Origin of the sequence: Streptomyces sp. Y1, from assembly GCF_041053115.1 — a bacterium.
GTDB lineage: Bacteria > Actinomycetota > Actinomycetes > Streptomycetales > Streptomycetaceae > Kitasatospora > Kitasatospora rubellomurina.
In genome coordinates, this window is sequence record NZ_CP163445.1 from 7,403,442 (window position 1) to 7,422,220 (window position 18,779).

The 18,779-nt window shown below is 75.3% G+C and carries 19 protein-coding genes and 3 pseudogenes; 8 read left to right on the forward strand and 14 right to left on the reverse strand.

The genetic code is table 11. From position 1 onward, the window contains the following. Positions 1-26 precede the first annotated feature (26 nt). Together AB2U05_RS32040 and AB2U05_RS32045 are read left to right on the forward strand one after the other, a co-directional pair. Positions 27-245, forward strand: a pseudogene (locus AB2U05_RS32040) (DUF2277 domain-containing protein); the annotation flags it as partial. 200 nt (positions 246-445) lie between these two features. Then, a complete protein-coding gene (locus tag AB2U05_RS32045) occupies positions 446-682 on the forward strand; it encodes a DUF6296 family protein (protein ID WP_369185070.1) in 237 nt (78 codons plus the stop codon). 15 nt (positions 683-697) lie between these two features. On the opposite strand, the gene AB2U05_RS32050 is transcribed toward AB2U05_RS32045, so the two are convergent. The 6 genes from AB2U05_RS32050 to AB2U05_RS32075 all read right to left on the reverse strand — a co-directional run bounded on the left by AB2U05_RS32050 (position 698) and on the right by AB2U05_RS32075 (position 5,859). Beyond that, positions 698-1,036, reverse strand: a complete 339-nt coding sequence (locus tag AB2U05_RS32050; RefSeq protein WP_045711587.1) for a hypothetical protein — start codon at positions 1,034-1,036, stop codon at positions 698-700. Positions 1,037-1,140: 104 nt separating this feature from the next. Then, entirely contained in the window at positions 1,141-1,305 is a 165-nt protein-coding gene (locus AB2U05_RS32055; RefSeq protein WP_369185071.1) for a hypothetical protein, read from the reverse strand. Positions 1,306-1,436: 131 nt separating this feature from the next. Next, positions 1,437-2,657, reverse strand: a complete 1,221-nt coding sequence (locus AB2U05_RS32060; protein ID WP_369185072.1) for a cytochrome P450 — start codon at positions 2,655-2,657, stop codon at positions 1,437-1,439. Between the two features lie 89 nt (positions 2,658-2,746). After that, positions 2,747-2,971, reverse strand: a complete 225-nt coding sequence (locus AB2U05_RS32065) for a ferredoxin (protein WP_063773472.1) — start codon at positions 2,969-2,971, stop codon at positions 2,747-2,749. A 205-nt stretch (positions 2,972-3,176) separates the two neighbouring features. Further along, positions 3,177-4,718: an ATP-dependent DNA ligase gene (locus tag AB2U05_RS32070; protein WP_369186025.1), complete on the reverse strand. Its 1,542-nt coding sequence runs from the start codon at positions 4,716-4,718 to the stop codon at positions 3,177-3,179. Positions 4,719-4,947: 229 nt separating this feature from the next. Further along, a complete protein-coding gene (locus tag AB2U05_RS32075) occupies positions 4,948-5,859 on the reverse strand; it encodes an alpha/beta hydrolase (RefSeq protein ID WP_369185073.1) in 912 nt (303 codons plus the stop codon). Between the two features lie 67 nt (positions 5,860-5,926). Here AB2U05_RS32075 and AB2U05_RS32080 point away from each other — a divergent pair, with 67 nt between their 5' ends. From AB2U05_RS32080 to AB2U05_RS32090, 3 genes are all read left to right on the forward strand, one after another. Further along, positions 5,927-6,403 (forward strand): MarR family winged helix-turn-helix transcriptional regulator, encoded by a 477-nt coding sequence (locus tag AB2U05_RS32080; protein ID WP_045693877.1) that lies wholly within the window; start codon positions 5,927-5,929, stop codon positions 6,401-6,403. A gap of 417 nt (positions 6,404-6,820) precedes the next feature. Next, entirely contained in the window at positions 6,821-7,825 is a 1,005-nt protein-coding gene (locus AB2U05_RS32085) for a CAP domain-containing protein (protein ID WP_369185074.1), read from the forward strand. Between the two features lie 166 nt (positions 7,826-7,991). Continuing rightward, positions 7,992-9,689: a sigma-70 family RNA polymerase sigma factor gene (locus tag AB2U05_RS32090; protein WP_369185075.1), complete on the forward strand. Its 1,698-nt coding sequence runs from the start codon at positions 7,992-7,994 to the stop codon at positions 9,687-9,689. A 34-nt stretch (positions 9,690-9,723) separates the two neighbouring features. On the opposite strand, the gene AB2U05_RS32095 is transcribed toward AB2U05_RS32090, so the two are convergent. The 4 genes and pseudogenes from AB2U05_RS32095 to AB2U05_RS32110 form a co-directional block, all read right to left on the reverse strand. Next, positions 9,724-9,960: a hypothetical protein gene (locus AB2U05_RS32095; protein WP_045693879.1), complete on the reverse strand. Its 237-nt coding sequence runs from the start codon at positions 9,958-9,960 to the stop codon at positions 9,724-9,726. Between the two features lie 414 nt (positions 9,961-10,374). After that, positions 10,375-11,268, reverse strand: a complete 894-nt coding sequence (locus AB2U05_RS32100; protein WP_369185076.1) for a hypothetical protein — start codon at positions 11,266-11,268, stop codon at positions 10,375-10,377. Then, positions 11,255-11,775 (reverse strand): annotated as a pseudogene (locus AB2U05_RS32105) (SigE family RNA polymerase sigma factor). The gene AB2U05_RS32100 and the pseudogene AB2U05_RS32105 overlap by 14 nt, the downstream one beginning before the upstream one ends. 303 nt (positions 11,776-12,078) lie before the next feature. Then, positions 12,079-13,596 (reverse strand): M1 family metallopeptidase, encoded by a 1,518-nt coding sequence (locus tag AB2U05_RS32110; RefSeq protein ID WP_369186026.1) that lies wholly within the window; start codon positions 13,594-13,596, stop codon positions 12,079-12,081. A gap of 325 nt (positions 13,597-13,921) precedes the next feature. Between AB2U05_RS32110 and AB2U05_RS32115 the strand changes: the two genes are divergently transcribed. After that, positions 13,922-14,878, forward strand: a complete 957-nt coding sequence (locus tag AB2U05_RS32115; protein WP_369185077.1) for a carbohydrate kinase — start codon at positions 13,922-13,924, stop codon at positions 14,876-14,878. 144 nt (positions 14,879-15,022) lie between these two features. Here AB2U05_RS32115 and AB2U05_RS32120 read toward each other — a convergent pair whose 3' ends face one another. Both AB2U05_RS32120 and AB2U05_RS32125 read right to left on the reverse strand, forming a co-directional pair. After that, on the reverse strand, positions 15,023-15,553 hold the full coding sequence (locus AB2U05_RS32120; protein ID WP_369185078.1) for a GNAT family N-acetyltransferase: 531 nt from the start codon (positions 15,551-15,553) through the stop codon (positions 15,023-15,025). A gap of 127 nt (positions 15,554-15,680) precedes the next feature. Then, positions 15,681-15,923, reverse strand: a pseudogene (locus AB2U05_RS32125) (response regulator transcription factor); the annotation flags it as partial. Positions 15,924-15,969: 46 nt separating this feature from the next. On the opposite strand from AB2U05_RS32125, the gene AB2U05_RS32130 reads away from it, so the two are divergent. Then, complete coding sequence (locus AB2U05_RS32130) at positions 15,970-16,221, forward strand: hypothetical protein (RefSeq protein WP_369185079.1); 252 nt, start codon at positions 15,970-15,972, stop codon at positions 16,219-16,221. Between the two features lie 145 nt (positions 16,222-16,366). After that, complete coding sequence (locus AB2U05_RS32135) at positions 16,367-17,398, forward strand: polysaccharide deacetylase family protein (RefSeq protein WP_369185080.1); 1,032 nt, start codon at positions 16,367-16,369, stop codon at positions 17,396-17,398. Positions 17,399-17,424: 26 nt separating this feature from the next. On the opposite strand, the gene AB2U05_RS32140 is transcribed toward AB2U05_RS32135, so the two are convergent. Next, entirely contained in the window at positions 17,425-17,871 is a 447-nt protein-coding gene (locus AB2U05_RS32140) for a YchJ family protein (protein ID WP_045710935.1), read from the reverse strand. Between the two features lie 89 nt (positions 17,872-17,960). Further along, a complete protein-coding gene (locus AB2U05_RS32145; protein ID WP_369185081.1) occupies positions 17,961-18,617 on the reverse strand; it encodes an NADPH-dependent F420 reductase in 657 nt (218 codons plus the stop codon). Between the last annotated feature and the right edge of the window lie 162 nt (positions 18,618-18,779).

Genomic DNA, 18,779 nt, shown 5'->3' on the forward strand with positions numbered 1-18,779 from the left:
CGGCGTCCGCGCGCGAGACTGGGGTCATGTGCCGCAACATCAAGACGCTGCGACCGCCCGTCACGCCGGACGCGGGGGAGGAGGACTTCCACGCCGCCGCGCTGCAGTACGTCCGGAAGGTCTCCGGCTTCCGCGCCCCGGCGGCGCACAACCGGGAGGCCTTCGACCGGGCCGTGGCGGCGGTCACCGAGGCCACCGCCCGGCTGCTCGGCGAGCTGGAGGTGCGCGGCTCGCACGCCCGGGCCGCCGTCGAGCCGGTCGCCGTCGACGGCGCCATGGCCGAGCCCGTCATGGCCGAGCCGGTCGCCGTCGAACCCGTTATGGCCGAGCCGGTCGCCGCTGAGCCCGTTATGGTCGAGCCCGTCGTGGTCGAGGCCGCCGCCCGCTAGGGCGCGGGAGCCAGGGAACCGGGGATCCGGGGAACCGAGAGAGCAGGAGACCAGTGATGGGACCAGTCGACCGCTACGCGCTCACCTTCCCCGGCACCCCCGGCACCCAGGCCCCGCAGGACGTGGTCGTGGTGGTGCGCACCAGCGCGACCGGCCCGGGCGGCCACCCCGTCTACGAGGACGAGAGCGGCATCGTCCGGGCCGAGATCAGCGATGCGGGCGAGGTCCGGATGCTGGCCAGCGGCGGCCACCAGAGCCCGCACCTGCCGGTCCGCGCGCACCCGCTGCCCTGAGCGGACGGCCCCTGCTCAGCCGGCCGGCGGCGCCGGGGCCGTCGCGCCCCTGCCCGCCTTGACGCCGTTCACCATCGCCTGGTGGATCGCCCGCGCGGTCGTCTCGTCGGCGGCCGGCACCGGGCTGCCGGCGACCGTGTACCAGTCCAGCGCGCCGGTGTACTGGACGGTCAGCCGGGCCTCGCCGTCCACCCAGGTGGTGTGCACGGTGAGGTCGCCGGAGATGGGGCCGACCTCGCTGGTGGTCACCCCGCCCGGGCCGCTGATGATCGACTGGGTGGTCCAGGTCGCCCACGAGGTGCGCGGGTCCGCCGGGGGTCGGGCGTGCGGGCCGTTCTGGTCGTGTGGGGTCATGCGCCAGTCCTTCCTCGCCGGTGCGCCCCCGCCAGGGCGGCGGCGGCACCCGCGGTCGCGGCGACCGCCCGGTCGGGCCCGGGCGGTCGTGGTCTCGGCGAACCTCAGCCGTTGCGGCCGGGTTCCTCCAGCATGTCCTCGCCCTCGGCCTGGGAGGTGTCCTGGGCGTGCAGGTTCTGCATCGAGGTGATGCCCTCCTCCGGGTCGGCGGCGCGGACGTCCTCGTCGCGGTCGGTGCTCGGCTCGAACCGTCCGCTCATGTCGGTCATCGCGGGCTCCGTCTCCTCGGCCGGTCCCCGCCGCGCCCGAACGGAGGCACGGCGGGGCCGGATCCTTTGTGCCCCTCAAGCCTGCCTCCGCCCCGCCGCCCCGGCCAGCCGGGTGAGGTGCGCGCCGCCCGTCACCAGGCCACGGGCAGCGACGGCATGCCGTGGATCAGCGTGTCGGCGCGGAACTCCAGCTCCTCGGCGGGCACGGCCAGCCGCAGCCCGGGCAGTCGCCGGAACAGCGCGGCGAGCGCGATCTGCAGCTCGGCCCGGGCCAGTGGCTGGCCGAGGCACTGGTGCACGCCGAAGCCGAAGGCCAGGTGCCGGCGGGCGTCCCGGGAGAGGTCGACCTCGTCGAGCGGCCGCCGGTCGGGGCCGCCGAAGACCGCCGCGTCCCGGTTGGCCGTGGAGAGCAGCGCGAGCACGCCCTCGCCGGCCCGGATCACGGTGCCGGCCAGCTCGACGTCCTCCAGCGCCACCCGGGGCAGCCCGCTGTGCACGATGGTGAGGTGGCGCAGCAGCTCCTCGACGGCCCCGGGCAGTGCGGCCGGGTCGGCGAGCCGGGCGATCTGCGCGGGCCGGCCGAGCAGCAGCGCGGTGGAGAGGGCGAGCATGTTCGCGGTGGTCTCGTGCCCGGCGATCAGCAGCAGGAGGCCGGTCCGGGCGGCCTGGCGCGGGGTGAGGTCGTCCCGGGCGGCGAGCCGGCTGAGGATGTCGTCCTCGGGCCGCTCCCGCTTGCGGTCGGCCAGGTCGCCCAGGTAGTCCAGCAGCTCCTGCTGGGCGGCGGCGACGTCCGCCACCGCGCTGTCGCTGCTGAGCAGCGTGCGGCTGAGCCGCTGGAAGTGCTCGCGGTCCTCGTACGGGACGCCGAGCAGCAGGCAGATCACCAGCGAGGGGACGGGCAGCGCGAACTCGGCGACCAGGTCGGCCGAGCTGCGGCCCTCGGTCATCCGGTCCAGGGCCGTCTCCACGATCTGCTGGATGCCGGGGCGCAGCGCCTCGATCCGCTTGACCAGGAAGTCGCCGGTGACCATGCGGCGCAGCCGGGCGTGCTCGGGGTCGTCGAGGCGCAGGAAGGTGGGGTTGGAGGCGAGGATCTCGCGCCGCCCGGGCAGCAGGAGCGGGAGGGCCGGGTGGCGGATGTCCGCGCTGAAACGGTGGTCGGACAGCACGGCGCGGACCTCGGCGTAGCCGGTGACCAGCCAGCAGGTGTCGCCGCCGGGCAGTTCGGCGCGGGTGACGGGGCCGTCCGCGGCGGCCTCCAGGTAGGCGGGCGGCGGGTCGAACGGGCAGCGGGCGGAGTGGGGGGACGGCATCGGCACGGCAGGGCGGGCGGGTGCGGGTGAAGTGGTCACGGTGGGGCCTCCTTGGTCGGCGGGGTCCTCGGAGTGGGTGGTCGGTGGAGCGGGGGACGGGTGGCTCGGGGCGCGGGACGGACGGCCGCTCAGCGGCGCGCGGCGTCGTCCTCGACGGCGTCCTCGACGACGCTGATCGCGCCACCCGGGCACAGGTCGGCCGCCAGCCTCAGCTCGGCGAACTGCTCGGGACGGAAGGTGGATTGACGCAGCATCACCAGACCGTCGCGGTCGTCCTGGTCGAAGATCTCGGGGGAGTTCGTGACGCACATGCCGGAGCTGCAGCACAGCTCCCGGTCGACCTTGACCTGCACGGGTGGAATCCTCTCGACAGCGCGGCGCCGACAGCCCGGCGGCCGCGTCTCGTTGTCATTGCCAACTTTGTAGCCAACCTGACCGCCGATATTCCGCCCCCGCACGGCGTGTTGGCCGGATCGTCGAGAATGGCCGATTCGTCCCGCTCCGAAGTGGACGGACGCGCGGGGGATTTGACTTCACGCTCCTCCACGGAGCAGTAGCTCACAACCCCTCGGCAGCCGCGATCTCCCGGACGGTGGCCACGGTGTCCGCCTCGCCCGCGCCCTTGTCCGGTCGGTAGCGCACCACCCGGGCGAAGCGCAGCGCCAGCCCGGCCGGGTAGCGCGGACTGCGCTGGACACCGTCGAAGGCGATCTCCACCACCAGTTCCGGACGCACCCGCACCGTCCAGTCGTCCCGCTCCGTCTCGCGGGCCAGCAGCTCCGCGGTCTGCCAGGCCAGCGTCTCGTCGGTCAGCCCCTTGAAGGTCTTGCCCAGCATCACCCACGGGCCGAGCCCCGGCTCGCCCGCCGCCCGCGCCCCCAGGTGCAGGTTGCTCAGGAACCCGCGCCGGCGCCCGCTGCCCCACTCGGCGGCCAGTACCACCAGGTCCAGCGTGTGCCGCGGCTTGACCTTGATCCAGCCCGCGCCCCGGCGCCCCGCCGCGTACCCGGCCGACCGGTCCTTCACCAGTACGCCCTCGTGGCCGAGCGCCAGCGACTCCCGCAGGAACGCGGACGCCCGTTCGCGGTCCCCCGTCTCGGTGCGCCCCACCCGCAGGCCCGGCGGGACGGCCTCGGCCAGCGCCGCCCAGCGCTCCAGGCCCGGACGGTCCACCAGGTCCGCGCCGTCCTGGTGCAGCAGGTCGAAGAAGAAGACGCTGAGCGGGACTTCGGCCCGCAGCCGATCCGGGTCCCGGCGGGACGCGGCGCGCGCCGCGGTCTCCTGGAACGGGCGCGGCCGCCCGTCCGGGCCGAGCGCGATCGCCTCGCCGTCCAGCACCGCCGACCGCAGCGGCAGGGCCAGCGCGGCCTCCGCCACCTCCGGGACCCGCCCGGTGACGTCCTCCAGACCGCGGGTGAACACCGCCACCTCACCGCCGTCCCGGTGCACCTGCACCCGGACGCCGTCCAGCTTCCACTCCAGCGCGGCCGGCCCCGTCCGTTCCAACGCCGAACCCACGTCCGGTGCGGAAGCCGCCAACATCGGCCGCACCGGCCGCCCCACCTCCAACCGGAACGCCGCCAGCGCCGGCTCGCCACCCGCCAACGCCGCCTCCGCCACCGCGCGCGCCGACCCCCGGAACATCAGCGCCCGCCGCACCGCCGCCACCGGCACCCCGGCCGCCTGCGCCACCGCCTCCCCGACCAGCGCGTCCAACGCACCCTGCCGCAGGTCCCCCACCAGCACCGCCCGCAGGAACTCCTGCTCCACCGCCGTCGCCCGCGCGAACAGGTCCACCAGCAACCGCCGCCGCTCCGCCCGCGCCCCCGCGCCGTGCACCCCGGCGATCCGCTCCAGCTCCCGCTCCGCCTCCCGCACCCCCAGCGAGGCCTCCGCCGCCGGCCCCGGCAGGTCCCGCAACCCCGCCGGCCCCACCCCCGTGCGCAACCGCTGCGCCTCCCCGGACAGCAGCACCACCGCCGCCGGGCCCTCCTCCGGGCCCAACTCCCGCAGGCAGTCCGCCAACAGCGCCGTCTTCGCCCGCCGCCCCGACTCACCCGCGACGGCCCGCGAAACCAGCGCCACCCGGCGCAACCCCATCGGGCCGGTCATCTCCACGCCACCAGCATCGACGACCACCCCCGCCCCCGCGCGGCGAGCCCGGGCCGGACCGGGCGGACCCGGCCCGGCAGCCGGCAGGGCCCGGTTCTGGCCATGGGAGATCAACTGGGCCCGATCAAGGGGTCCAGGGAGACGGTCGGCGCAGCGGTTGCGCACGGGGGTGGGCCCGGCGGTGTCCGGCAGCCTGCTGGAGGTTCGCCCGGAGTGCTCAGCGATGGTCGCGGGGCCGGCGGACCTGCTGCGTGAGGAAGAGGGCTGCCCGGTCCAGTGCCTGGTCGGCCTCGTCGAGAACGCCGGCGAAGGACTGGAACACGTGGGGCACGTCGGCGGTGATGTCGAGGACGACGTCCACTCCGGCGGCCCGGGCGCGGGCGGCCAGGCGGGTGGAGTCGTCCAGGAGCACTTCGTTGGTGCCCGCCTGGAGGAGCATCGGCGGGAAGCCGGTCAGGTCGGCGAGGACGGCGGGGCTGAGCATGGGCTGGTGCGGGTCGGCTCCCGCCAGGTACATGGCCCCGGTGTGTCCGAGGCTCTCGCGGGTGAAGAACGGGTCGATGCCCGCCTTGGTGTCCATGCTCTCGCCCGTCCGGGTGGCGTCGAGGCCGGGGGAGAAGGCCACGATGGCGGCGGGCATCGGGAGGCCGGCGTCGCGGGCGGCGAGGCAGGTGGTGACGGTGAGGCCGCCACCGGCGGAGTCCCCGGCGAACGCGATGGTCGAAGGGTCCGCACCGCTGTCGAGGAGGGCGCGGTAGGCGCCCAGGGTGTCTTCGATCGCGGCCGGGAACGGGTGCTCGGGGGCGAGCCGGTAGTCCAGCGAGTACGACCTGAAGCCGGTCCTGGCCACGAGCTGCCCCGTGAGTGACAGTGCGGTCTCGGGCGAGCCGAACACGAAGCCGCCGCCGTGGAAGTACAGGATCGTCCCGGTGCGCGGGCCGTTGTCCGGCTCGATGTGCAGGGAGGGCCGGCCGCCGAGCGTCGTCCGGGTGATGCGGATGCCGTCCGGGACGGCCATCCGGGCCATCATCGCCTTGAATCCGGCTCGGAGCGCCTCGACCGGCTGGGGGCCGTCAGGTCGGGGCTGCCGCAGCATCGCGTCGACCTGCGCGCGCTGTTCCTTGCTCATGTGTGCTCCCGCCGTAAGTAGGTTCCCAAGAACTATATTCCTAGGCATGTAATGTAGGCTACATGCCATGGCATCCACAGCGGGCGATGAGACGGTCGACCTCCCGGGCTTCTTCGCCGACCTCGTCCGATGCGAGACGCGCCTGTACAACGCCCTCAACGACCGACTTCGAGAGCGGCACGGGATCGCCACCTCGCAGTTCGAATTCCTGCGCTACCTCCGCGACCGTCCCGGATCCCGGGTGGCCGACCTGGCCGCCGAGTTCGCTGTCGGCATCGGGGCCACCAGCAAGGGCGTCGACCGCCTGGAGAAGCAGGGGTGGGTGGCCCGCCGGCCGAATCCGTCCGATCGCCGGTCGTCACTGCTGGCCCTGACCGACGACGGCCTGCAGGTGGTCGACGCGGCAGAACGGACCTTCACGGAGCGGTTGGCCGAGTTGATCCCGGACGCGCTCAAGGCGTCGCCCCTCGCGACCGCCGCGCAGGCCCTCTCGGAGCTGCGTTCGCTCCTGGAGCGCGACCAGATCGGCACACCCACGGGCTGACGCGTTCCACCACCGGTCGAACCGGCCGCGTCGTGGTCAGCCCCGGCGCGCCATCGGCATCGGCTCGTCCAGGACTTCGGGCCCCGAGGCGATGAGCGCGTCCTGGACGTCCTCCGCCACCTCGGCCGCATCCGGGCCGGCTCGCCCACCCGTCGAGCCGGCCCGGGCCCGCCCACCAGGACCAGCCCACGGTCCCCGCGTCGCGCTCCGCGCGCTCCCCGGTCCGCCGCACGGGTGGCGGGGCGCCACTTCGGGCGGCGGCGGCCGTTCTCCCAGGGGCGGCCCGAGGGGGTGTCAGGAGGTGGGTGTCAGGAGGTGGCGGACATTCGTTCGGAGTTTTTTGTTATCGCCCTCCGGCCCACGGGTCTCCTGGGTGTCGGCACCCGATCGGCCGGCCCGGACAGAAAGCGTGACCAGGTGAACAGCGACGACAGGACGACCATCCTCCCGGCGAGCGGCAACGGCGGAGCCGACCGCAGCTCCGGTGGCCGGGCCGCGCGGCGGGCGGCCCAGCGGAACGCGGCCCAGCGGCACGCGGGCCGGGGCCGGCGGGCGCGGCGGCGTGGCGGGCTGACGCCCGTGACGGCGGCGGTCGCGGCGGTCGCGGGCACGGGGCTGCTGGCGGCACTGGCCGGGGCCGGGTACGCGGCGTACGGGGGGAAGCAGACGGACCGGGACATCGCCGCGCAGTCGGTGGCGGCGGACGGCCTGATATCCGCCGAGCTCGGCACGCACGACGGCATCCAGGTGCCCGGCGCCGGGGGAGTGACCCGGGTGGCACCGGCGGCGGGCAGCCCGACCGGGACCCCGACCGCGACGGACACCCCGACCGCCGCGGCGACGCCGTCCCCCACGGCCACCGCCACCGCGACGCCCTCGGCGACCGCGACTGCCACGGCTTCCGCCAAGGCCACCCCGACCGCCGCCAGGGCCACCGCGACCGGCGCCCCGAGCGCCGCCCAGCGCACGGCCGGCGGCACCGGCGGCAGCACCGGCGGCGGTTCGGGCAGTGCGGGCAGCGCGGGCGGGGGCCCGGCCTCGGGGTACGCCCAGCAGGTGGTGGACCTGGTGAACGCCGAGCGGGCGAAGGCCGGCTGCGGGCCGGTCACCGCCGAGTCGCGGCTGGCCAGCGCGGCCCAGTCGCACAGCGACGACATGGCCGACCGGAACTACTTCGACCACGCCAGCCCCGAGGGCTACCACGCCGACCACCGGATCGAGGCGACCGGCTACCGCTGGAGCACCTGGGGCGAGAACATCGCCCGCGGCCAGAAGGACCCGGCCGCCGTGATGGACGCCTGGATGAACAGCCCCGGCCACCGCGCCAACATCCTGAACTGCGCGTTCAAGCAGCTCGGGGTGGGCGTGCGGACCGGTGCGGACGGCCCGTGGTGGACGCAGGTGTTCGCCACCCCGTCCTGAGCGGGGCGCGAGTCCCCGGGTCGAACCTATGGGTCATGACTCCGGGTTGAAGCTCCCATCCGAGCCGATTTTCCGATTCGGTGCACATTGTTGTTATCTGATCACTCCCCACGGGTCTCCCAGGAGGCAGCGGCGGACGGATACACGGCAAGACGGAGTGCGGACCATGAACGCTGACGTGCACGGCAGGGACCTGCGGAACGGGACCGGGACCACCCTGGTCCGCGAAGCCCAGGGCGGCGACCGGCAGGCCCAGGAGGCGCTGGTCGCCACCTGGCTGCCGCTCGTCTACAACGTGGCGGGCCGCGCGCTCGGCGGCCACGCCGACGTCGACGACGTCGCGCAGGAGACCATGATCCGAGCCCTGGACGGCCTGGACGGGCTGCGCGACCCGTCGTCGTTCCGGTCCTGGCTGATCGCGATCACCATGAACCAGATCCGCCGCCGACACGCCGCCGGCCAGCAGCAGCCCATCGTCGGCGGCCTCGACGAGTCCTGGGAACTCGCCGACCCCCGGGGCGACTTCACCGACCTGACCATCCTGCGCCTGGGCCTGTCCGGTCAGCGGCGGGAGGTCGCCGAAGCCACCCGCTGGCTCGACCCGGACGACCGCGAACTGCTCTCCCTGTGGTGGATGGAGGCCTCCGGCGAACTCACCCGCACCGAACTCGCCGAGGCCCTCGACCTGACCCCGCAGCACACCGCCGTCCGCGTGCAGCGGATGAAGAAGCAGCTGGAGGCCGGACGGATCGTGGTCCGGGCCCTCAGTGCCTACCCCCGCTGCCCGGAACTCGCCGAGGTCACCGCCGGGTTCGACGGCACCCCGAACTCGGTGTGGCGCAAGCGGATCGCCCGCCACATCCGCGGCTGCGCCGACTGCGACCGCCTCGGCCGTGACCTCTTCCCCGCCGAGGGGCTGCTGGCCGGCCTCGCCCTGGTGCCGATCCCGCTGGACCCGCCGAGCGTGCTGCAGCTCCAGCAGGCCGCGGCGACCGCAGCCGGGACGCCCGCCGCACCCACCGCGCCTGCCACGCCCAGCCCGAGCGGCACCGGCACCGGAACCGGAGGCGGTGCCGACCACGGAACCGGCGCCGGGAACGGCAGCGGCGCGGGGAACGGCAACAGCGCGGGGAACGCGGGCGGCACGAACACCGGCCACGGTGGCCACGCCAGCCGGACGGGCACCGCGACCCGGAAGGCCGTGCTGGCCGGGAGCGCCGCAGCCGTCCTGGCCGTCACCACCCTCGCGTTCGTCTGGCCGCAGCACGAGCAGCACGACGAACCGCCGAGGAGCACGCCGCCCGCGCCGACCGCCCCGGACACCCCGACGACCCTCGCCGTTCCGGTCTCCGCCGCGCCCGCCCCGGTCGTGGCCCCGACCCCGACTCCGACCGCGGAGCCCACGCCCACGGCCACCCCCACACCGACCGCCTCGGCCACCTCGACGGCCACCGCGCGGCCGAGCACCCCGCCGGCGCCCAGCCCGGAGCGCCAGCTGATCGACCTGGTCAACGCCGAGCGCGCGAAGGCCGGTTGCGGCCCCCTGCGGATCGACCCCCGGCTGCACGCCGCCGCCCAGAAGCACACCGACGACATGGTGGCCCGGGGTTTCTTCGACCACGTCAACCCCGATGGCGCCCGGGCCGACGCCCGGATCACCGCGTCCGGCTACCGCTGGTCCCAGTGGGGCGAGAACCTCGACCGGGGCCCGAGCGCCCCCGCCGTGGTCCTCTCCGACTGGATGGACGGCGGCATCCACCAGTCCAACATGCTCGACTGCGGCTTCAAGGACGTCGGCGTCGGCATCGCCACCACCCCGTCCGGCACCTACTGGACCCAGGACCTCGGCGCCCCGCAGCCCTGAGCCGGGCGCGGGGAGTGCCGGCAGGCCGGTCGGGCTAGGCCGGGGTGACCCCGACCAGCCCGTCCGCCGAGCCGGTCACGTACCCGGTGGCGTGGCCGACCACCCCGCCGGCGTCCCCGACCTGGCCGGGCACCACGTCGGGGGCGCTGCTGAGCGGCCCGGGCAGGCCCTCCTGGCCCCCGACCGCACTGGCGTGCGCGGAGGGAGCGGTCAGGGAGGCCACGACGCCGACGGCGAGCGAGGCGACGGCGAGCATGCTGCGCTTCTTCATGGCCGGTCCAACGAGCGTTCCGCCGCCCGGGTTACGGAACGCCGCCGAATCCGGCGTGAAGCAGCGCACGGGGAGGCCGCGTCAGGCCCGGTGGACCGTTCGCCCACCGGGGCCGGGGACGACCGGCCGCACCGCGGTTATCAGCCCGCCGGACGGCCGTGGGACGTCCGTGCCGCTCACCGCCGTCCACCGGTCGTCCACCTCGACGCCGCCCGTCCGCGGTCCGCTCCGCGCGAGCAGTTCGACACCCATGAGAGAACCCCCGTTCGTGTTCCGACCGTTCCTCGATCGTGCTCGGGACGCTAGCAGCACCCACTGACAGTCGAGCCCGGCCGAGCCCCCTCACCCGGCGGGCCCGCCCACCCCGGCGTGGGCGGGCCCGCCGTGGCCGCCCGCCCCGGGAGCGGCCGCCGCTCAGCGCCGCGCGGGCGGCACGGGCGGCACGGGCGGCACGGACGGCGAGGACGGCGAGGACAGCGCGGACGGTGTGGACGGCGAGGACGGCGAGGCGACGGCCGGCTGCGGGGACCGGATCGACTCGATGACCTGCCGGATCTGCGCGAGCGTCCGCCCGGACGGCTCCCGGAGACAGCCCGTCAGCTCGATCCGCACCGGCTTTCCGAGGGCCTCGATTCGGCGGTGGCCGACGAGCTCCCCGGTACCGCCCCGCGCGGCGCACACCGTGCCGGCGGGGACGGTGGACAGGGACGTCAACGCACCGGGCTCGCCGGGGTCGGGTTCCGTCGGCCCGCCCAGGCGCACGGTGAGCACGGCGCCGTCGACCGGCAGCGCCTCGACCGGCAGGCAGCCGGGGTCGGTGGCCCTGCAGAGGGACGAGCGGTCGAACGGCACGTTGGCCAGGTGCTCGACGCCGTCCCGGGGCGCGTCGGCCGAGGTCCGGGCGCTCCAGCCCGGCGGCAGGTCCCCGATCAGGCCGTAGATCGGGAACCGGGTCGCGATCGCCGTCTCGACGCCGGGCGAAGCGGACACGGAGGCCGAGGGCGCGACCCCGGCCGGTCCCCGGCCCGCGGCGGCGTCGGCCCCGGGCGACGGGGCGAGGGCCGGCGCGGCGGCGAGCACCGCCGCGAGCAGCCCGGTGGTCAACCCGCCGGCGAGTCCGGCGGTCCGCTTGCGGGCACGCGTCCGGTCGGCGCGCGCGAGCACCCGCTGCATCCGGTCCTCCGGGGTCGGCAGCGGCGGTACGGCCTGCTGGAGCAGGTCGCGCAGCTCCCGTTCCTGCCTTTCCTGCCGTTCCTCCAGCTCCGCCTGCTCCTCCGGCTCGTCCCAGCGGAATTCAGACGCGCTCACGAGGCCCCCCGGTCAGCAGCAGCTCGCGGTCCGGCAGCCGTCCGCGCAGCGCGGCGAGCGCGCGGTGCGTCTGGCTCTTGACCGTGCCGGGGGAGCAGCGCAGCACCTCGGCGGTCTCCTCGACGCTCAGGTCCTCGAAGAACCGCAGCACCACGACGGCCCGTTGGCGCGGCGGCAGCCCCCGGACGGCCTCGGCGACGACCTGGCCGAGCACCACCCCCTCGTACGGGTCCGCGTCCGTCGGCGGCTCCGGCAGGTCGTCGTGCGGCAGTTCGCCGGTCCAGCGGCGGCGCCACCAGGAGACGTGCGAGGTGACGAGCACCTTGCGCAGGTACGCCTCGGGCCGGTCGAGCGCGATCCGCCCCCAGCGCGGCCAGAGTTTGGCGAGCGCGGTCTGCAGCAGGTCCTCGGCCTGGTGCCGGTCCCGGTCAGCAGCCAGGCCACGCGCAGCATCTTCGGGCCGCACGCGGCGACGAACTCGGTGAAGTCCGGTGTCGCTTCGCTCATCCCGCCGTTCCCGCCATGGTGTCCGTGCCGTTCCTGTCAGCCGTGGCGGCCGGGTGGGCCGCGTCGTCGGTGAAGCTCTCACGGCTGGTGAACGCGGTGGGGGCCGGTCCGGGTTGCCTGCCCGGGCGGGAAATCTGCGCACGAACGTGGACGGCCCGCGCGCCGGCCGGGACTCGGCCGGGCGGCGGGCGGGCCGTGGGCACCACGATCGCCGCCCGGACCGGGCCCGGCCAGGCGTACGCACGGGCGCCCGGAAGCGGACCGGCGCGCCGGGGCGTACGTCGGCGGGGCGGGGCGGCGCCGTCAGAGCGTCCCGGACCCCTGCGCCGCGCCCGCCCGGCCCCGCACCGCCGAGCCCTGCGCCGCGGAGCCCCGCACCGCCGAGCCCCGCGCCGCCGCACCCGCGCCCGACCCCACCGGCGCGACCGTCCAGTCCGGGTGCCCCGGCATCGGCGGGGTGCGCCGCCCGTACAGCCAGTCGTCGAGGAAGCCGCCCAGGTCCTGCCCCGACACCGCGGAGGCGGTGCGCTCGTAGTCCCGGGTGGTGGCGATGCCGTGGCGGTGCTCGCGCAGGAAGGTGCGTTCGATCCGGTCGAAGGTCTCGGCGCCGACCTTCTCGCGCAGCGCGTACAGCACCAGCGCGCCGCCGAGGTAGCGCTGCTCGCCGAAGAGGTCGGCGGCGGTGGGGGTTGCGACCGGCCCGGAGTCGTGGCGCCACTGGTCGCCCTGCCCGTAGACCTCGCGCATCCGGTCGGCCAGCGTGGTGTGGCCGGAGGCGTCGGGCCAGCCGCGCTCGTAGCGGTACATCAGCCCGTAGAGGTCGGCGTGGCCCTCGTTGAGCCAGAGGTCGGCCCAGGTGGCGGGGGAGACGCTGTCGCCGAACCAGGAGTGGACGAGTTCGTGCATCATGTGCGAGCCGATCGCGGGCTCGGCCTGGCGCAGGAAACCGGGCTTGTAGAGGGTGAGGGTCTGGGTCTCCAGGCCGGTGAAGCGGAACGCCTCCGGGTCGTCGGTGTCGGCGGGCAGGATGCCGTAGGTCTCGAACGGGAACGGCCCGAGACGCCGTTCGGCCCAGGCGAGTTGGTCGGCGGTGAGGGCGAGGGCGGGTTCGAGTTCGGCGGCGCGCGCGGTCGGGACGACGTCGCGCAGCGGCAGGCCGTGCGGGCCGGTGCGCTCGCGGACGGTGTACCGGCCGACCGAGACCTGCAGCAGTTCGGTGGCCAGCGGCTCGCGGGAGGTGTACCTGCGGGTGGTGCGGCCGTCGTCGTGGTGCTCGGTGTCCGTCAACTCGCCGGTGGCGACGCCCAGCAGGTCGTCGGGCGCGGTGACGGCGACGGTGAAGCGGGCCTTCTGGCTGGGGTGGTCGTTGCAGGGGAACACGGTGTGCGCGGCGTCCGGCTGCCCGGCGACCGCGAAGCCGTCCGGGGTGGGCACCCAGGCGGTGTGCGGGAGCGCGGCGCGCGGGTCGGCGGTGTACTCGACGGTCAGCCGGGCGGTGCTGCCGCGGTGCAGCGGCCGGTCCGGGGTGACGACCAGCTTCTCGTCGCGGGCGGCGAACCGGGCCGGCCGCCCGTCCACGCGCACCGACCGGACGTCCAACCCGAGCGCGTCGAGCCGCAGTTCGGCGAGCGTACGGGTGAGCCGGGCGGTGACGGTGGCGTCGCCGCGCACCGTACGGGAGTCGGCCCGGTAGTCGAAGGCCAGGTCGTAGGCGAGCGCCTGGTATCCGGGATTGCCGAGGGCGGGGAACACGGGATCGCCCAGGCCGTCCGCTGCGGTGGCCACCGGGGCGCTGGCGGACAGCAGTGCCGCACCGAGCACGAGCGACAGGGCGAGGGCGGCGCGGCGCCCGGGCAGCGGGATCACCGTCGGACGATAGCGGACCGCCGGGCCGGGCCGGGCGGGATTCCCGACGGCCCGTCGACGACACGCGGGGCTCCCCCGGACGGCCCAGCGTGCTGGCGGGGCGGCCGGGGCCCGCCTAGTGTCGGAGGTGCTTCGTCCCCTGACGGACGGGGCCACGGCCGCCGGAGCTCTGGCCAGATCCGGCGGCCGTACTCGTGTGCCCTGCGGTGCCCGGCGCCCGGCGCCCCCCGCGTAGGCTGGCGGCCGAGACGACGCCCCGTACGGATGCCAGGAGCCCGCCGTGACCAGCCCCGAACCACCCGTCCTGGTGATCGGCGAGTGCGTCGCCGACATCGTCCGCACGGACGGCGCCCCGGACCGCGTGCACCCCGGCGGCAGCCCCGCGAACGTCGCCTACGGCCTGGCCCGCCTCGGCCGCCCCGCCATGCTGCTCACCGAGCTCGGCCCGGACGCCAACGGGCGGCTGATCCGCGCGCACCTGGAGTCGGCCGGGGTGGTGGTCCGGGCGGCCGAGGCGGCGCGGACGCCCTCGGCCGTGGTGCGGTTGGACGGCCTCGGGCGGGCCGAGTACACCTTCGACATCGGCTGGACGCTCCCCCCGACCGACCCGACCGACCCCTATCCGACCGACCCGACCGAGCCCGCCGTGGCGCCCGCCGCGATCCACCTGGGCTCGATCGGCGCGGTCGCCGAACCGGGCGCGGCGGCGGTCCTCGCACGGGTGGAGCGCTGGCGCGGCCGGGCGCCGGTCAGCTACGACCCCAACGTGCGCCCCGCACTGATGGGCGAGCGGGCCGAGGCCGTCCGGCGGGTCGAGCGGTGCGTCGCGCTGAGCGACGTGGTCAAGGCGAGCGACGAGGACCTGGCCTGGCTGTACCCGGACGAGCGGCCGGAGGCGGTCGCCGAGCGGTGGCTCGCCCTCGGGCCGGCCGTGGTCGCGGTCACCCTGGGCGCGGAGGGCGCCTTCGCGTTGACTGCCGAGGGCGGGTACGTGCGGGCGGCCGCCGTGCCGGTGCCGGTGGCCGACACGGTCGGCGCCGGGGACTCCTTCACGGCCGCCTTCCTGGACGCCCGCGCGGCGGGCACCGGCCTCCCCGGCTGCCTGACCCGCGCCGTGACGGCCGCCGCCCTCACCGTCTCCCGCCCGGGCGCCAACCCGCCCTCGGCCGCCGAACTCGCGGCCGCCCTCGCCCGCTACGACGACTACGACGACCACGACGACGCGGGCGCCCGGTAGACCCGGACCGTCGTGGCGACGGCCTCCGGCGGCGCCGGACCAGCTCCGGCCGCCCGGCGAACCGGACGACCGGGTGGCCCTCGGCGCCCTCCGGCCGCGGCGCGGCGGCGCTCGAAGGCGCTGACGACCGCTTTCGTGACGTCCTTACCGACCGAGGCCGGTGAGCTCCTTGCCGTACCAGACCTCGGCGTACGGGCCGCCGCTGTAGGCGGGGATCTCGCGGTAGCCGCTGCGGAGGTAGAGGGCGCGGGCCTCGACCAGGTCGAGGCGGGTGTCGAGGACGATCCGGCGCACGCCGAGGCCCCGGGCGGCCTCGTCGACGGCGGCCATCAGGCGGGCGCCGCCGCCGGTGCCGCGCACGTCCGGGCGGACGAAGACGCGGGTCAGTTCCGCGGTGCCGTCGTCGCTCAGCCGCAGGCCGGCGCAGGACTGCGGGGCGCCGTCGTAGCGGCCGATCAGGAAGACGCCGCTCGGGGCCACGAGGTGCTCGCTGCCGGAGGCGGCGAGCCCGGTCTCCAGTTCCTCGGGGGTGCACTCGCGGGCGAAGTGGAGGAGGTAGTAGCGGTTGGCCACGTCGTAGTAGTACTCGCGCAGGAGCTGCAGGGCCTCGGGGGAGTTCACGTCGGCCGGGGTGACGGTCCAGAGGTCGGAGCGGCGGGGCGCGGGGTTCGTCATGCGCGCATGATCCACTTCGCCGCGGCCCGGACGCAATCGGGTTTCGCGGAACGGCGGAGGACCGACGGGCCGGGCCGCAGCCCGGTCGCGGGGCCGGAGGGGAGCACTCGGGCGGTGGGACACGGGCTCAGCCAGCACCGGTGCGGTGTGGTTCAGCCATGGCTGCCGGGTGGACCAGGCGGGCATCGTAGGCGGAGATGACGAGTTGGGCCCGGTTGCGGGCGCCGAGTTTCATGAGCAGGCGTCCGACGTGGGTCTTGGCGGTCGACAGGCTGACGTGCAGCCGGGCGGCGATCTCGGAGTTCGACAGGCCGAGGCCGACCAGGGTCAGGACTTCCCGCTCCCGTTCGGTCGTCTCCGCCAGTGCGGTGGAGGGCCGGCGGATCGGCGGCATCTCCCTCCCCGGCGCCGGGGTCGTGTCCGCCGGCCACGCGGTCGACTCGACCGGTCGACCACCCGGCGCCGAGAAGATCGATGACTGCTTGCGGCCGGGCCGGTTCAGCCAGACGGTCGACTGCCTGGCCGGACAGGACCTCCACGTGACCGCCACCTACCAGCCGAACTCCCGCTACTGGCCCTTCCAGCTGATCGAGGCAGCGCTCTACACGGCCATGACCGCGGCACTCTCGGGTCTCTGCTTCTTCTGGATCCGACGCCGCACGACCTGAAGGAACGGCCGGGCCGCGGCAAAGGAACGGCAAGGCGCTCGGCGCGTCGTTGCCCCGCGCGGGTGACGGGGGGATTGGCGGGGGCGCAGCACGGGGGAGCAGTGCCCTTATGAACAGACCATCAGATTGTCGGATTAATGGGGGTTTGAGGGGGAGTCGGCAGAACCGGCAGGGCCGGCACCCGGCCCGCACCGGCCTGCTCGCCACCGTCTGCCTCTCCGCCGTCGTGGCCGGCTGCGCCGGGCCCGCGGGCCCTGCCCGGCCCGCGCCCGAGCGCCCGGCCGCCAACGCCGCGGCCAACGCCGCCAACGCTGCCAACGGTGCCAAGGCCGTCAACGCCGCGACCGCCGCCGCCGAGGGCACCGCCGCGAACGGCACCGCCAACGCCGCGCCGCCGCAGCTGCCCGGCCTCGCCCGCAAGGAGGAGGAGACCAGCAGCGAGGCGGCGGCCCGTCAGGAGGCGGCCGTCCGGGCGGCCTTCGAGACCGCGCAGCGCTGGGGCCTGGAGCGCCCGCCGATCAAGGCCCCGCAGCGCCCGGCGACCAGGGCGGCCCTGACCCCGATGACCGGCGTCAAGATCAAGGACGGTCTGCCGCCCGTGGTCTACCGCGTGCCGACCGACGACAAGGTGGTCTTCCTGACCGTCGACGACGGCTGGGAGAAGGACCCGGAGTTCAACCGGATGGCCGAGGAACTGGGCATCCCGCTCAGCGCCTTCGTCTCCGACTACCTCGCCCGCGAGAACTACGGCTACTTCCGCGATCTCCACGCCCAGGGCGTGGAGATCAACAACCACACCATCAACCACCGCAACCTGAAGGTCCTCGACTACGAGACCCAGCGCGGCGAGATCTGCAACCAGCAGGACCAGCTGGAGCAGCAGATCGGCGTCCGCCCCCGGCTGTTCCGGCCGCCGTACGGCGAGTACAACGACGACACGCTGCGCGCCGCCGCCTCCTGCGGCGTGCAGGCCGTGCCGCTGTGGAACGAGGAGGCCTTCCCGGACCACATGGACTACCGCTACGACGACCGGGAGTTCCACCCGGGAGACATCATCCTGACCCACTTCCGGGGCCCCGACATCTGGAAGGCCACGATGCCGGACCTGCTGCGCAAGGTGGTCAACGACGTCACCGCGGCCGGCTTCTCGCTGGGCCGGCTGGACGACTACCTGTAGCCGCCCGCGGGGGCCGCCGGCGCGGATCAGCCGATCGAGAGGGCGTCGAGGTACACCCAGGCGCCCTCGTGCCGGACGAAGCGGCTGTGCTCGGCGAGCACGCCCCGCTCGCCGCCCTGCGTCCAGCTCGCCCGGAACGCGACCGTCCCCTCGGCGTGGAAGGCGCCGCCGTCCGAGGTGGACACCACCTCCAGGCCGGTCCAGCGCAGGCCCGGGTCGAAGTCCACCTCGGCGGGCCGGGTGTCCGGGTGCCAGGTGCGCAGCAGGTAGGCCTCGTCCTGGGCGACGAAGGCGCTGTACCGCGAGCGCATCAGCGCCTCGGCGGTGGTGGCGGCGGCCGTGCCCCGGTGGTAGCGGCCGCAGCAGTCGCCGTAGCCGGCGGGCAGGCCGCACGGGCAGGGGGAGGAGGGCAGCAGCCGGGGCGCGGCGGCGCGGGGCGCGGCGGGGCGGGGCTCGGAGCGGCGTCGGGACATGCGGCCCATTCTCCCCCAACGGCCGCCGGCGGACGCGCCGGGCCCGCCCCTCGCGGCGGTGCGCGCGCGGAGGGGCGGGCCCGGTCGGGTCACTTCGCCCGCTGGATGCGGTAGTTGAACTCGGCGGTGCCGAATTTCCGCATCAGCCGGAGCCAGAGCGGCATCATCATCTCGGTCGCGCGGGCGGCCGTGATGTCCCCGAGGTCGATGATCCACTCGGCCGGCCAGCCGAACCCGCCGAGCAGGGCGACGGTCTCGGCCTTGGCGTCGGCGTCGTTCCCGGCGATGAAGAGCTGGTGCTCGCCGGCCAGCCGGCCGGGGGCCACCATCAGGGCGCAGTTCACCGTGTTGAGCGCCTTCACCACCTTCGCCTCGGGGAACTCGCGCTGGATCCGCTCGCCGATGCTGTCGGTGTTCGCCGGGTCGAGCGTCACCTGCCCGTCGGCGTCGAAGACCAGCGGGTTGGCCAGGTCGATCAGCAGCTTGCCGCCGAGGTGCTCGGCCCCGGCCGCGCGCAGCGCCGCCAGCGAGACCGTGCCGCCGGTGGCGTTCAGCACCACCTCGCCGAAGGCCGCCGCCTCGGCGAAGGTCCCGGCGTGCCCGTCCGGGCCGGCCTGTGCGGCCCAGGCGAGTGCCTTCTCGTTGTCCTTGGTCCGCGACCCCAACGTCACCTGGTGGCCGAGCGAGACCAGCTTGCTCCCCAGTGTCTGGCCGACCATGCCCGTGCCGATGATTCCGATGCGCACAGCTTCCCCGTCTCGTCCGGTGGCGGCCCGTCCCCGGTGGAGCGGGTCGGCGACGACGATAGTTGACCGTGCGTCAGCGGCAGCGCGTGTCCGGATCGCGTGTCCGGGTCGCGTGTCCGGGTCGCGTGTCCGGGTCGCGTGTCCCGGGTCGCGTGTCCGCCA

What these genes read in the sequence shown, in the direction of transcription:
- AB2U05_RS32045 (WP_369185070.1), top strand. Translation starts at nt 446, where the DNA reads ATGGGACCAGTCGACCGCTACGCGCTCACCTTCCCCGGCACCCCCGGC.
- AB2U05_RS32080 (WP_045693877.1), top strand. Translation starts at nt 5,927, where the DNA reads ATGGCATCCACAGCGGGCGATGAGACGGTCGACCTCCCGGGCTTCTTC.
- AB2U05_RS32090 (WP_369185075.1), top strand. Translation starts at nt 7,992, where the DNA reads ATGAACGCTGACGTGCACGGCAGGGACCTGCGGAACGGGACCGGGACC.
- AB2U05_RS32095 (WP_045693879.1), bottom strand. Translation starts at nt 9,960, where the DNA reads ATGAAGAAGCGCAGCATGCTCGCCGTCGCCTCGCTCGCCGTCGGCGTC.
- AB2U05_RS32050 (WP_045711587.1), bottom strand. Translation starts at nt 1,036, where the DNA reads ATGACCCCACACGACCAGAACGGCCCGCACGCCCGACCCCCGGCGGAC.
- AB2U05_RS32140 (WP_045710935.1), bottom strand. Translation starts at nt 17,871, where the DNA reads ATGTCCCGACGCCGCTCCGAGCCCCGCCCCGCCGCGCCCCGCGCCGCC.
- AB2U05_RS32120 (WP_369185078.1), bottom strand. Translation starts at nt 15,553, where the DNA reads ATGACGAACCCCGCGCCCCGCCGCTCCGACCTCTGGACCGTCACCCCG.
- AB2U05_RS32055 (WP_369185071.1), bottom strand. Translation starts at nt 1,305, where the DNA reads ATGACCGACATGAGCGGACGGTTCGAGCCGAGCACCGACCGCGACGAG.
- AB2U05_RS32075 (WP_369185073.1), bottom strand. Translation starts at nt 5,859, where the DNA reads ATGAGCAAGGAACAGCGCGCGCAGGTCGACGCGATGCTGCGGCAGCCC.
- AB2U05_RS32070 (WP_369186025.1), bottom strand. Translation starts at nt 4,718, where the DNA reads ATGGGGTTGCGCCGGGTGGCGCTGGTTTCGCGGGCCGTCGCGGGTGAG.